Source organism: Halomonas heilongjiangensis (assembly GCF_002879645.1).
GTDB classification, from domain to species: Bacteria; Pseudomonadota; Gammaproteobacteria; order Pseudomonadales; family Halomonadaceae; genus Halomonas; species Halomonas heilongjiangensis.
Window position 1 is genome coordinate 62299 of the sequence record NZ_PNRE01000065.1, and the last position, 11921, is coordinate 74219.

Here is an 11921-nt window from a genome sequence, read left to right on the forward strand (position 1 = left end):
GTGTATCTTTCTCGCTACCGCTAAGTCCGCAAACTTTACGAACTTCAACATGCCGTAACACCTGAGTCCTGGGCTGTTGAAACGGATCGCCACATCGGGTTATGGCAAGTTAATAAACACACCTACTGCTCGCGCGAGGGCTGGCGGTACTGGTTGGGCGTGGCGGCTACCAGGCGCTTGAAGGTGCGCTGGAAGTGCGGCTGGTCGGCAAAGCCGGCGTTCAGGGCCGCCTCGGCGATGGGTGTACCGCCCTTCAGCTCGCGTTGGCCCAGTTGGATGCGGCGGTTGATCAGGTAGGCATGGGGCGTGAAACCGAAGTGCTGCTTGAAGGCACGGATGAGGTGGCCGGGGCTGTAGCCGGTGCGCTGGCACAGGGCGTCCAGGGACAGGTCCTGCGCCGCGTGCTCGTCCAGGTAGGCGGCCAGCTCCTGCAGGGTGGCCGGCGCCATCGGCAGTGGCTGCGTCGGCTGGTCAGCCAGCTCGTGCATCAAGGCGGAAAGGTATTCGACCACTAGCGTCTGCTTGTCCAGCAGGTCACGCCGGGGGTCCAGCAAGCAGGCCGCCATGTGGCAGTACCCCTCGTACCATTCGGGATCCGGGATCACGGCGGTGGCGATGTCCTGCCAACGTGGCGCCTCGAGTAGCCCGGCCTGGTAGCGAAGCTCGGTCAGCCAGTCGGCATCGACGTACAGCATCAGGTAGGCCCAGGGCCGGTTGTCGATGGGGTTGCAGGCGTGCGCCCAGTCGGGATTCATCATGACCAGGGTGCCGGCGCTCACGTGGTAGCGGTCGTCCCGGTAGCGGAACGTGCTCTCCCCCGCGGTAATCGCCCCCAGCGACCATTGCGTATGGCTATGCAGGGCATAGCAGACCTTGCGGCCGTCCTCGACCCTGCGCAGCTCCACATGGGGCATACGCGGGTCACGCCAGAACAGGGGGTTTCGTGGATCCGTCATGATCTACCTGTACCTGCATTGCTTCGTGCCTTGCGGTTCACCCGGGTCGCCGGGGCCGCTCGTCGATTTGTTCAGCATTTCCCTAAAGGTGCGAACAATGCCGAGGAGCCTCTTGCCAGCGGTCGTTGATACCATCCACGTAGACAATGGGGATCCTTGACAACTCTTCCTCGGTGACACCTTCCAGGCAGCCGATGTTGATGCCATACATCTTGCCGATCTGGGTATCATTGCCGACACCGAAGGGCCGAATACCGCAGACCTTGCAGAAAAAGTGCTGGTTCTTCTTCGTATTGAAGAGATATTCTGTCAGCATCTCCTGTCCTGCGGTAAGACGAAATCCGTCCTCCCTGGCGACAGCCGGCCAGAACCGGCTTCTTCGGCAGATCGAGCAGTTGCACCGAAATGAATCCTGCGCAAGATCCAGGTCCGCTTCAAAGCGGACAGCACCACAGTGGCAGCTACCTTCATAGGTCTTCAACACCATGCTTCTCCTATCGACTGTACGCTGCACTGAGCAGCGGTCAGCAACACACTATCTCCCGCCCGTCACATCAAGCAGGGTGCCGGTCGAGTAGGAAGCGTCGTCCGATAACAGCCAGAGTACCGCCCGAGCGACCTCCTCGGCTTCTCCGCCGCGCTGCATGGGCACGGAAGCCTTGACGCGTTCGACTCGATCGGGCTCTCCGCCACTGGTATGAATCTCGGTATAGATCACTCCCGGACGCACGGCATTGACTCGAATGCCCTCCGCAGCGACTTCCTTGGCCAGGCCTATGGTGAAGGAATCGATGGCGCCCTTGGCCGCAGCATAGTCGACGTACTCGTTGGGCGCGCCAAGCCGTGAGGCGATGGAGGAGACGTTGACGATCGCTCCCCCTTGCCCGCCGTGGTGCGTCGACATGCGCCGAATGGCCTCGCGTGCGCAGAGGAAGCTGCCGATCACGTTGGTGGCAAGAACCCGGCTCAGGCGCGCGGCATCCATTTGCTCGACGTGCATCTGCCCTTCCAGAATGCCGGCATTATTGACCAGCGCCGTGACCGGCCCGAGTGTCTGATCGACCTGCTCGAAGAGCCTCAGCACATCGGCCTCGGAACCGACATCGCCAGCCACGGCTATCGCCTCGCCGCCGGCATGGTTGATCTGCTCGACCACGGCAAGCGCGGCGGCTTCATTCTGCCGATAGTTGATGCACACGGTGTAGCCGCTAGCGGCCCCCAGGCGCGCGGTGGCCGCGCCGATCCCTCGGCTCCCTCCGGTAATCACCAGGATCTTCTTCAACGTGATTCCTCCTGCTGCCGTCCGGGTCGGTGCGGCAACACGCCCGATAGAGCCGTATCACCGCCGTCGATGGAATGCACGATCAGCGCCCTTTCAGGCGTAGGCTGAAGTCGCTCTCGGCTCAAGGCTCCGTCTCGGTACGAAGCCAGCCCTGGGGCCAATGCAGTACCACACGAGAAGCTGATGGCTCCGATACCACAGTATTAGGCCAAGTTAATGCTAGCCATCCCTGCCGGTGCTAGTCTACTGACAAGATCGTTATAAACAGCTCATACCCCTAACGAGTCGATGTCGTCTTGCCTGTCTACGGCAGGCAAGACGACCCAGGTGGGCATGCTAACTATCAAAACTCTTTCAACTCGGGCACGGCTCCCTCTCAAGGCCCCCCACCGCCTCGCCCTGGCGACGCTGGCCCCACGCTCCTTCGCCTTTTGCCATACTTTCGGGCTCACGGTATGGATCGCCTTGGCGGACGGCAACGGCTGGTCGCTGATTCTGCCGGGGCTACTCCTGCTGTTATGGCCGGCGGTAGCATACCTCCACGCTGCCAGGGCCCAGGACTCGAAACACGCCGAGTTCAAGAACCTGCTGTGCGACAGCCTGCTATTCGGCGTCTGGTGCAGCGTGCTGGATTTCTACGTTCTGGCCACCCTATGCATCGGCCTTGCCTGCTTCATGAACAACATGGTGGTCGGCGGCCCACGCCGAATGGCCGCTTCAATGGCACTGTTCGCTGGCGGTGCCCTGGGCTGGAGCGCTTTGGCGGGGGTCGATTTCCGGCCGTACGTCAGCGCCGGGGTGGATATCTACCAGGGCGCTGGCGCGGTGGTCTATTTTCTGGCGATCGCCCAAGTGATGTACGGACAGAATCGCAAGATCGGTCGCAGCATGGGCGAGATCAAGTACCAGAACCGGGTCTTTCACGCCCTGCTCGACCTCGGTGTCGTCGCCAATCGCGCATCGAACATCCATACCCTGCTGGATGACGCCTTGAAGCATCTGCATGCCGATTTTCCCGAGTACGGGTTTGCCGTGTTCCTGCAGGAGCGCAGCCGCCCCGAGGTGACTCGCTACGCAGCCGTCGCCGGCCTTCGGCTGCACCCTGAGGATGAGCGCCGCCTGGGCAGCCTGCTGGCCACACTGCATGAGCCACCTACAGACGCAGGCACCCTCGAGCTGAGCGAAACAGCCGTCGGCGAGCCTCTGTATGCCACTCCCATGGCCGGGCGCCTCAGCAGCTACGACGGCTGGCTGATCGTGAGCGCGCCCAAGCTGGACGGCGCGCTGGAGCGAATGCTGACCCTGTGCGTCGATCAGCTGGCGGCAGCTACCGAGAACAAGTTGCTCCACCTGGCGCTGAAGGAGACGGCGGAGCGCGACGGCCTGACCGGACTCTACAACCGGGGCTTCTTTGAATCGGTACTTCAGTTGAGCATTGAGGGCAAGACCCAGCCACCGGGGCTGGAGTTTGCCGTGCTGATGATGGATGTCGACGGGCTCAAGAAGGTGAACGACCACTATGGTCACGTGGCAGGCGACCAGTTCATCACCACCGTCACCGAACGCCTGAAGATGCAGTGCCGGGAAACCGATATCCTCGCGCGCTATGGTGGTGACGAATTCGTCATCCTGTTTCCCTCCGCGGACCTGGCCGCCCCCAATCGTGTCGCCGAGCTGATCAGAACACACCTGGAAGGCCAGCGGTGCGTCATTACCTCCCAACACGGCAAGCCTGTGGAGGTGGAGCTTCGCTTGAGCCTGGGAAGTGCCAGCTCCACCGAAGTCCCCGCCCAGGAGGTGCTTGCCCTGGCGGACCATCGCATGTACGAAGACAAGACCCAGCGCCGCAGGCAAAGAGCCCTCGGCTGAGCGAGGTCAGCATCAGAACGGTGCGGTTGCCGGCCTTCCGGATCTAGCTTCCGTCCGCGGCGTCGCTTCATTCCTCCACGATGACCTCGAAGCCGCCGTAGATCAGCCGCTTGCCGTCGAAGGGCATGGGGTTCACGTCGGGCTGCAGGCGGGGGTCCTCCATGACCTTGGCCATGGCCCGGTCGCGCACCTCGCGGGAGGGCCAGATCAGCCAGGCGAAGACCACGGTCTCGTCCGGCCGGCATTTTACCGCCATGGGGAAGGAGGTGACCTCGCCCTCGGGCACGTCATCCCCCCAGCACTCCACCACCTTCAGGGCACCGTGCTCCTTGAAGACGACCGCGGCGTCGCGGGCGTGCTGGATGTACTTGTCCCGGTTGGCGGTGGGGACGGCGGCAACGAATCCATCTACATAGGTCATGAGGGCTCTCCTTCGTCTTTGGGGGGCAGTTCTCGCACCTGGCGCACCTCGATGGTGCCGAAGCGGGCGGGCGGAATCCGGCCGGCCAGTTGCAGGGCCTCGTCCAGGTCCCGAGCGTCGAGCAGGTAGAAGCCGGCCAGCTGCTCCTTGGTCTCGGCGAAGGGGCCGTCGGCGACCAGCACCTCGCCGTCGCGTACCCGCACGCTGGTGGCGGTGTCCACCGGCTGCAGGGCCTGGCCTGCGAGGTAGTGGCCCAGGCGGGTCAGACGCTCCACACCGGACACGCACTCCTGGTTGAGGTCGTGCCATTCCTGTTCGGTCATGGCGTTGATGATGCTCTCCTGGTAGTAGACCAGTGCGACGTACTTCATTCGGTTCTCTCCTCCTTGTGGATCGGGATGTCGGGGTGTCCTCTGCTGGGTCGAACGGCGGGCGGGGAAATCGACACCGGGCTCGGGACTTTTTCGCTCGGCCCGTCACTGCAGGCGCAAGCGCATGGCGCGGAAGCGCCGCCGGTACTGGCTGGGCGTCAGGCCCACCCGGCGGCCGAACAGGCGACGGAAGAAACTCGGGTCGGAGTAGCCCACCTGTTCGGCCACCTCGTCGATGGGGGCGTCGCCACTCTCCAGGATCTGCTTGGCCTCCTCCAGGCGCAGGGTGTGTACGTACTCCATGGGTGTCATGCCGGTGGCCGCCTTGAAGCGGCGCTTGAAGGAGCGCTCGGAGAGGCCGCTGAGCCTGACCATGCCGGCCACCGGCGAGGGGGTATCGTAGTGCTGGGCGACCCATACCTGGCAGCGGGCGATGCAGGCGTCCGCCACCTGGCGCGAGCGGGTCAGGGCGGCATAGGGCTGCTGGCCGTCCTGATGCCAGTCGATCAGGTGGATCCGTGCCAGGTGCATGGCCTCGTCGACGCCCACCAGCCGGGCGACGAGGAACAGTGCCAGATCGACCCAGGAAGTCCCCCCGCCGGCCATGATCAACCGCTGCCCTTCCCCGGCGACCACCAGGCTGCGGTGGGCGTGCACCCGCACCCGTGGAAAGCGACGCGCCAGGGCGTCGCAGTAGGCCCAATGGGTGGTGGCGTCCTCGCCGTCGAGCAGGCCCGCCTCGGCAAGCAACAGGGCGCCGGTGCATGCCGCGGCGAGCAAGGCCCCGTCCCGACGGCACGTCCGCAGCCAGGCGATCTCCTCCGCATACCCCTCCAGCCTGGCCTCGGGCGCGACGAACAGATCGGGAATACACACGACCGTTGGCGCCAGGCACTCATCCAGGGTGGCATCCGGCTCGATCCAGGCACCATTGGCGGCTCGGAAGCCGCAGCCATCTCGGGAAACGATCACCGGCTTCAGCCGCGGCTCACCCATCCGGCCGTTCGTCAGGAGTTCCCAGTCACGACCGGCCGAGCCCAACAGGTCGTACATGCCATAGAGCGTAGAGGCGGTCGCATCCGGTCCGGCCAGAAGCGCAATGGTAACCGCCGTGCTGGAAGGTCCGACAAGCTGAGTCATGGCAGAAAACCCCCGATTGCGTCGCAATCCGCCTGCGTGACGCCGCCACGCCAGGCGTATCGTGCTCCTGTGACCCATCGCCATCCCACAACGACAAGAGGAGCATGATCATGTGCGATATCGCCGTCACGACGACATCCCAACAGGCCGGGGCCAGCGACTTCGAATCCCGGCTGGTCCAGGCACTCAACGAGAGCGGCCTGCTGCTGCTGACCTCCATCGGCCACCGCACCGGACTGCTCGAGGCCCTGGCCGGTCAGTCGCCGCTCACCAGCCCGGCCCTGGCCGAGCGTACCGGCCTCCAGGAGCGCTACGTGCGCGAGTGGCTCGGCGGCATGGTGGCCGCCGAGGTGGTCGAGACCGACCCAGAGAGCGCCAGCTACTGGTTGCCGGACGAGCGCGCCGAGCTGCTCACCGACAGGGGGCCGGTGAACCTGGCCGTGTACGCCCAGTTTATCCCCTTGCTGGGCAACGTGGAGGATGACGTCGTGCGCTGCTTCCACGAAGGCGGCGGCGTGCCCTACTCCCGCTATCCGCGCTTCCAGGAGGTGATGGCCAGCGATAGCGGCCAGACGGTGCTGCCGGCGCTGTTCGACGCCATCCTGCCACTGGCCCCGGGGCTGATCGAACGCCTGGAGAGCGGCATCCGGGTACTCGACTGCGCCTGCGGTCGCGGCCGGGCCCTGCTCGCCATGGCCGAGCGCTTCCCGAGCAGCCGCTTCGTCGGCTACGACCTCTCCGAGGAGGCCATCGGCTGGGCCCGGGAGCAGGCCGAACGCACCGGGCTGACCAACCTGAGCTTCGAGGTGCGCGATCTGAGCGACTTCGACGCCACCGCCACGCCCGGCGCCTTCGAGCTGGTCACCACCTTCGACGGCATCCACGACCAGGCCCAGCCACGCCGGCTGCTCGCAGGCATCCACCGCACCCTGGTCGCGGACGGCGTCTACCTGGTGCAGGACATCCACGCCTCCAGCCATCATCACCTCGACCGCCAGCACCCGCTGGGGGCGATGCTCTACGCCGTGTCGCTGAGCCACTGCATGACGGTGTCGCTCGCCCAGGGCGGCGAGGGGCTGGGCACCATGTGGGGCCGCGAGCGCGCCCTGGCCTACCTGGAGGAGGCCGGCTTCCGCGACATCCGGGTCCACCAGCTCGAGCACGACATCATGAACGACTACTTCGTCTGCCGGCCCTGAGCGTTACACTGGAGGGAGAAACCGGGCCGCCCGACCCGCGCCGGGCGGCCCGGCGAAGGAGGCAGGATGATCGATCTGGCACGGCTTCAACAGGCACAGGCACGCATCGCCGACACCCTCTCCCCCACGCCCCTGATGCTCGACCACCCCCTCACCGAGCGGCTGGGACGGCGGGTGTGGCTCAAGGGCGAGCTCTTCCAGCGCACCGGGTCCTTCAAGGCGCGCGGCGCCCTGAACTGGCTGCGCACCGCCGGCAGCGAGGAGCTCGCGGGTGGGCTCGGTGCCGTCTCCGCCGGCAACCACGCCCTGGGCCTGGCCTGGGCGGCGCGCCAGGTCGGGGTGCCGGTGACCATCGTGATGCCCGAGAACGCCAGCCACTTCAAGGTGGAAGGCAGCCGTGAGCTCGGCGCCGAGGTGATCCTGCACGGCGACATCAACGACGCCTGGAACCTGATGCATCGGTTGGTCGAGGAGCGCGGCCTCACCCTGGTGCACCCCTACGACGACGAGCGCATCGTGGCCGGCCAGGGCACCGTGGGCCTGGAGATCCTCGAGCAGTGCCCGGAGGCCACCGCCATCCTCTGCCCCGTCGGCGGAGGCGGGCTGATCGGCGGTATCGGCGTGGCCACCGCCAGCCTGCGGCCATCGCTTTCACTGATCGGTGTGGAGCCCGCCGGGGCGGCCAGCATGGCCCACGCCTGGGCCCAGGGTGGCCCGGCGAGGCTCGAGCGAATCAGCACCTGCGCCAAGAGCCTGGCCGCCTCCATCGTCGGCGAGCACACCTATCCGCTCAGCCGGCAGAACGTTCAGGCGCTCGCTTCCGTGGACGAGGCCGCCATCCACCGCGCCATGCACCACCTGCTCTACCGGGCCAAGCTCGCCGCCGAACCCGGCGCCGCCGTGGGCGTCGCCGCCCTGCTGGAAGCAGCCGTGACGCTGCCGCCGGAAGGCGATGTCGTGGTGGTGATCACCGGCGGCAACCTGGGCGGCGAGGAGCTCGAGGCGTTCCTGTAGCACCGCTACGCGTTGTCTGAAAACTGCCTGCGCTCGCCGACTTTTCAGACAAAGCTTAGAACTCGCCCCACTCCTCCGCGGCCACCTTGTCATGCGGCCGGCCGGCGCCAGGAGCCAGGGCCGCGGGTGCCCGATGGGCGAGCCGCGCGGGCACCGGATCCGCCTCTGCTGCCTCGCCACCGACCCGGAAGGTGGCGATCAGGTCGGCCAGGCGCTTGGCCTGCTCCTCCAGCGAGGCGGCAGCGGCACTGGTCTGCTGGACCAGGGAGGCGTTCTGCTGGGTCACCGAGTCCATCTCGGTCAGCGCGGTATTGATCTGTTCGATGCCGCCGTTCTGCTCTCGCGTGGCGGTGGAGATCTCCCCCATCAGGGAGCTGACCCGGCGAATCGAATCGACGGTTTCGCGGATCGTCCCACCACTGCGCTCGGCCTGCTCGGCACCACTGGCGATCTGGCTCGTGGTCGCCTCGATCAGGGTGCGGATCTCCTTGGCCGACGCTGCACTGCGACTGGCCAGTGAGCGCACTTCGCTTGCCACCACGGCGAAGCCGCGGCCCTGCTCCCCCGCCCGGGCGGCCTCGACCGAGGCATTCAGCGCCAGGATGTTGGTCTGGAAGGCGATGGAGTCGATGACACCGATGATGTCGTTGATGCGGCGTGCGCTGTCGGCGATCTCGCGCATCAGCGTGACGGTCCGCTCGACCTCCTGCCCGCCGGCCTCGGCGGTCTGCGACGCCGACGCGGAAAGCCGGTCGGCCTCGACGGCCGTGTCGGTGTTCCGGCTGACGGTGGCGGCCATCTCCTCCATGCTGGAGGCGGTTTCCTGCAGGGCGGAGGCCTGCTGTTCGGTGCGCGCCGAGAGATCCTGGCTGCCCGAGGCGATCTCACCGGCGCCGATGAACACGCCGTCGCTACTGCTGCGCAGCGAGACCACCAACGTCTGGAGCTTCTCCTGCATGCGCCCGAGCGCGTTGTAGAGCTGGCCGATCTCGTTTCTGCCGCGATCCTCGATACGCGCCGTGAGGTCACCATCGGCGATACGCTCGAAGTGCCCGATCGCCTGTCGCAGCGGGGAAACCACCACGCGTATCATCGCCAGGCGAATCGCGAACGCGGCCGCCAGGGCCACCACCACCAGGGTGACGGCAATCGCCGCCACGCTGCGCTCCAGGGCGGTCACCCGCTCGATGGCGGCGTCCCCCCGGTGTTCGCTATAGGTGATGAACGCCTCCATGGCATCGTCGAGCCCCGCCCCCAGCTCGGCCAAGCGGTCCTGGCTACGCTGCACCTGGAATGGCATGGCATCGAGCAGCGGCTCCAGGCCCTCCGTGACGAACGCCTCGTACGCCTCGCCAATGGCCTCGACATAGGAAGCCCGGGCATCCGTCGGGTCGATGGTCACCCGTTGGAACTCGATGAAGCGCTGCTGTGCAGCTTCCACGGCCGCCACCGCCATCTGCTGATTCTCACGTCCTTTATCGGGGTCGCCCTGGGCGCTGTGGCTGGCGAAACGATCCAGGAACGTCTGTGCCCGCAGCGCGTTCACCTGGATCCGGTTGGCCAGGTTGGACAGCTTGACGTTGGTTTCGGCGATGTCGTGCAAGGCTGTCTTGCCGGCGGCATTGGAGTAGAACCCCAGCCCGCTGATCAAGCCGATCATCACGACCAGCACCGCCAGAGCCGCCGTCAGGCTCCACTTGATGGATAGATGTCTCATTGAACCGCCCCCATGCGATGAGAATGAGAGTCCCCTGGAATGGCTACTCTGCTAACCCCATCGGCACGTCGCCCAAGAAGTTGAGCGCAAGGGTCGGCATCGGGACCACCTGGGCCCCGCGGCGTGTCGATTTCCCCCCTCGCTGACAGGAATAGCTGACGCTCCTGGCCGGGCTGGTCGAGGCCAAGATTCCCGACTGAACGGCCCTGCCGGCGCGGCGAGGACCTCATGTAAGCGGCGCGGCCGGCTATTCAGGCGTGACGGCGATATCGAAATGCAGCACGTCCTCGCGCTCGCCGAGCTTCGCATAGAGGGCGATGGCCGGGGCGTCGCCGTGGTCCGCCTGCACGAAGACGACGTAGGCGCCGCGGGCGGCGGCGAGCTCTTTCAGCGTCAGGATCAGGGCCGTGGCGATGCCCTGTCGCCGGTGCGCCGCCGCGACGGCGAGGTCGTAGATGTAGATCTCGCTGCGCTCCTGTTCGAACTTGTGCAACACATAGGCGGCGAGCCCGCCCACCACCTCGCCGCCCTTCAGCGCGGCGAGCGCGATGAAGTGATCACCGCCGAGCAGCCGTCGGAGGTAGGCCGCGCTGGGCCGGGCACGGCCGTAGGTCTCCACCTCGTCGAAGACCTCGCCGAAAGTCGTCAACAGGGCCTCCATCATGGCCGGGTCGTCAGCGGTGAGCGTATGGATACGAAACGTTTCGGAAGACGACATCATATGTCCCCCCTGCTCGATACCTGCCCAGTATAGCCGCAGGGGGACAAGCACCCGAGCGACTATAGTGACGGTGAATCCCGACGCACGGAGGGGGCCTACATGCCGAACCATCGCAACGACCCCACCCTGCCCGCGCCGCTCTTCCCGGGCAGTCATTTGGTGATCGATGACGATTATGTCTTTCTCTCCGGCCTGACCGCGGAGGATATTCAGGGCGGCGAGACGGTGCTCGGCGACATCCGCGAGGAGACGCGGCTGGTGATGCGGCGTATCCAGCGCATGCTCGCGTCGGCGGGCTGCAGCCTGGAGGATGCGGTGCGGGTCGACGTGCATATCACCGACCTCGACGAGATCCGCATGATGGATGCCGTCTATGCCGAGTTCTTCGAGGACCACCGCTATCCCGCCCGCACCTGCACCCAGTCGCCGCGCCTCTACGGCGGCGCTCATGTCGAGATCACCCTGATGGCCAGGCGGCCCGGCGAGTCCGGTGACGCCACGTCCTGAGGTCGCCCGAGCGCGCCGGGTGGCCGCCTTCAGCCGAGGATGAAGTAGACGCAGGCGGCGGTGAGTCCGCCCATCACACCGTTGAAGATTCGCCAGGCGCGCGGGCCGTCGAGCCAGCGACCGATAGCGGTACCGAAGCCCGCCCACAGGGCGATACACGGCAATCCCACCAGTTCGGCGAAGCCGGCCAGCAGCAGCGCATTCACCACGGTGTCGCCGCCCTCGGGCAGAAAGCCCGCCATCAGCGCCAGCCCCATCACCCAGGCCTTGGGGTTGGCGAACTGGAAGGCCGCCGCCTGCCAGAAGCTCAGTGGTCGCCCCTCGCCCCGCTGCCGCAGGTCGGGTGGCGGCGCGGTGGCGATACGCCAGGCCAGGTAGAGCAGGTAGGCGCTGCCGACCAGGCGCAGCCCCGTCTGCACCAGCGGATAGCGCTCGAAGACCAGCCCCAGGCCCAGGGCGATGCCGGCGAAGAGCAGGAAGCAGCCGCCGAGGATGCCGAAGATATGCGGCAGGGTACGCAGGAAGCCGTAGTTGGCACCCGAGGCGGTGAGCATCACGTTGTTGGGGCCGGGGGTGATGGTCATCGAGATCATGTAGAGGGCCGCCGGCCCGAGGAATGGCAAGGCTTCCATGTCATTGCACCCATACAATATTGATTGAATCGATTGGAATTGCGGACTTTTCTCAGCATAATGGGTGCAATTTCGGCGTCAAAGGTTTTATT

Annotated in this window: 13 protein-coding genes; 4 read left to right on the forward strand and 9 right to left on the reverse strand. The window is 66.0% G+C overall.

Annotated elements, in window-relative coordinates; all coding sequences use genetic code 11:
- Nucleotides 1-122: 122 nt before the first annotated feature.
- From C1H66_RS14760 to C1H66_RS14770, 3 genes are all read right to left on the reverse strand, one after another.
- A complete protein-coding gene (locus tag C1H66_RS14760) occupies nucleotides 123-956 on the reverse strand; it encodes an AraC family transcriptional regulator (protein WP_181423487.1) in 834 nt (277 codons plus the stop codon).
- 82 nt (nucleotides 957-1038) lie between these two features.
- Nucleotides 1039-1443, reverse strand: a complete 405-nt coding sequence (locus C1H66_RS14765) for a GFA family protein (protein ID WP_205738669.1) — start codon at nucleotides 1441-1443, stop codon at nucleotides 1039-1041.
- Nucleotides 1444-1491: 48 nt separating this feature from the next.
- Nucleotides 1492-2238: an SDR family oxidoreductase gene (locus C1H66_RS14770; RefSeq protein WP_102628642.1), complete on the reverse strand. Its 747-nt coding sequence runs from the start codon at nucleotides 2236-2238 to the stop codon at nucleotides 1492-1494.
- A 333-nt stretch (nucleotides 2239-2571) separates the two neighbouring features.
- On the opposite strand from C1H66_RS14770, the gene C1H66_RS14775 reads away from it, so the two are divergent.
- Nucleotides 2572-4107: a sensor domain-containing diguanylate cyclase gene (locus C1H66_RS14775; RefSeq protein WP_102628719.1), complete on the forward strand. Its 1536-nt coding sequence runs from the start codon at nucleotides 2572-2574 to the stop codon at nucleotides 4105-4107.
- Nucleotides 4108-4174: 67 nt separating this feature from the next.
- Here the strand turns inward: C1H66_RS14775 and C1H66_RS14780 are convergent, their stop codons facing one another.
- From C1H66_RS14780 to C1H66_RS14790, 3 genes are all read right to left on the reverse strand, one after another.
- On the reverse strand, nucleotides 4175-4528 hold the full coding sequence (locus C1H66_RS14780; RefSeq protein WP_102628643.1) for a DUF1428 domain-containing protein: 354 nt from the start codon (nucleotides 4526-4528) through the stop codon (nucleotides 4175-4177).
- On the reverse strand, nucleotides 4525-4899 hold the full coding sequence (locus C1H66_RS14785; RefSeq protein ID WP_102628644.1) for a YciI family protein: 375 nt from the start codon (nucleotides 4897-4899) through the stop codon (nucleotides 4525-4527). Before C1H66_RS14785 ends, C1H66_RS14780 begins: the two co-directional genes overlap by 4 nt.
- A gap of 105 nt (nucleotides 4900-5004) precedes the next feature.
- Complete coding sequence (locus C1H66_RS14790) at nucleotides 5005-5952, reverse strand: GlxA family transcriptional regulator (protein ID WP_240618342.1); 948 nt, start codon at nucleotides 5950-5952, stop codon at nucleotides 5005-5007.
- Between the two features lie 197 nt (nucleotides 5953-6149).
- Between C1H66_RS14790 and C1H66_RS14795 the strand changes: the two genes are divergently transcribed.
- On the forward strand, nucleotides 6150-7238 hold the full coding sequence (locus C1H66_RS14795; RefSeq protein ID WP_102628646.1) for a class I SAM-dependent methyltransferase: 1089 nt from the start codon (nucleotides 6150-6152) through the stop codon (nucleotides 7236-7238).
- A gap of 66 nt (nucleotides 7239-7304) precedes the next feature.
- Nucleotides 7305-8252 (forward strand): threonine ammonia-lyase, encoded by a 948-nt coding sequence (locus C1H66_RS14800; protein ID WP_102628647.1) that lies wholly within the window; start codon nucleotides 7305-7307, stop codon nucleotides 8250-8252.
- A 55-nt stretch (nucleotides 8253-8307) separates the two neighbouring features.
- Here the strand turns inward: C1H66_RS14800 and C1H66_RS14805 are convergent, their stop codons facing one another.
- Nucleotides 8308-9969 (reverse strand): methyl-accepting chemotaxis protein, encoded by a 1662-nt coding sequence (locus tag C1H66_RS14805; protein ID WP_102628648.1) that lies wholly within the window; start codon nucleotides 9967-9969, stop codon nucleotides 8308-8310.
- A gap of 247 nt (nucleotides 9970-10216) precedes the next feature.
- Complete coding sequence (locus C1H66_RS14810) at nucleotides 10217-10687, reverse strand: AAC(3)-I family aminoglycoside N-acetyltransferase (RefSeq protein WP_170064161.1); 471 nt, start codon at nucleotides 10685-10687, stop codon at nucleotides 10217-10219.
- 102 nt (nucleotides 10688-10789) lie between these two features.
- Between C1H66_RS14810 and C1H66_RS14815 the strand changes: the two genes are divergently transcribed.
- Complete coding sequence (locus C1H66_RS14815) at nucleotides 10790-11197, forward strand: RidA family protein (RefSeq protein WP_102628650.1); 408 nt, start codon at nucleotides 10790-10792, stop codon at nucleotides 11195-11197.
- 29 nt (nucleotides 11198-11226) lie between these two features.
- Here C1H66_RS14815 and C1H66_RS14820 read toward each other — a convergent pair whose 3' ends face one another.
- On the reverse strand, nucleotides 11227-11829 hold the full coding sequence (locus tag C1H66_RS14820) for a LysE family translocator (RefSeq protein ID WP_102628651.1): 603 nt from the start codon (nucleotides 11827-11829) through the stop codon (nucleotides 11227-11229).
- Nucleotides 11830-11921: the final 92 nt, after the last annotated feature.

Coding starts and splice junctions, on each gene's coding strand:
- C1H66_RS14800 (WP_102628647.1), top strand. CDS start 7,305: ATGATCGATCTGGCACGGCTTCAACAGGCACAGGCACGCATCGCCGAC.
- C1H66_RS14785 (WP_102628644.1), bottom strand. CDS start 4,899: ATGAAGTACGTCGCACTGGTCTACTACCAGGAGAGCATCATCAACGCC.
- C1H66_RS14805 (WP_102628648.1), bottom strand. CDS start 9,969: ATGAGACATCTATCCATCAAGTGGAGCCTGACGGCGGCTCTGGCGGTG.
- C1H66_RS14760 (WP_181423487.1), bottom strand. CDS start 956: ATGACGGATCCACGAAACCCCCTGTTCTGGCGTGACCCGCGTATGCCC.
- C1H66_RS14765 (WP_205738669.1), bottom strand. CDS start 1,443: ATGGTGTTGAAGACCTATGAAGGTAGCTGCCACTGTGGTGCTGTCCGC.
- C1H66_RS14775 (WP_102628719.1), top strand. CDS start 2,572: ATGCTAACTATCAAAACTCTTTCAACTCGGGCACGGCTCCCTCTCAAG.
- C1H66_RS14810 (WP_170064161.1), bottom strand. CDS start 10,687: ATGTCGTCTTCCGAAACGTTTCGTATCCATACGCTCACCGCTGACGAC.
- C1H66_RS14780 (WP_102628643.1), bottom strand. CDS start 4,528: ATGACCTATGTAGATGGATTCGTTGCCGCCGTCCCCACCGCCAACCGG.
- C1H66_RS14815 (WP_102628650.1), top strand. CDS start 10,790: ATGCCGAACCATCGCAACGACCCCACCCTGCCCGCGCCGCTCTTCCCG.
- C1H66_RS14790 (WP_240618342.1), bottom strand. CDS start 5,952: ATGTACGACCTGTTGGGCTCGGCCGGTCGTGACTGGGAACTCCTGACG.
- C1H66_RS14795 (WP_102628646.1), top strand. CDS start 6,150: ATGTGCGATATCGCCGTCACGACGACATCCCAACAGGCCGGGGCCAGC.
- C1H66_RS14820 (WP_102628651.1), bottom strand. CDS start 11,829: ATGGAAGCCTTGCCATTCCTCGGGCCGGCGGCCCTCTACATGATCTCG.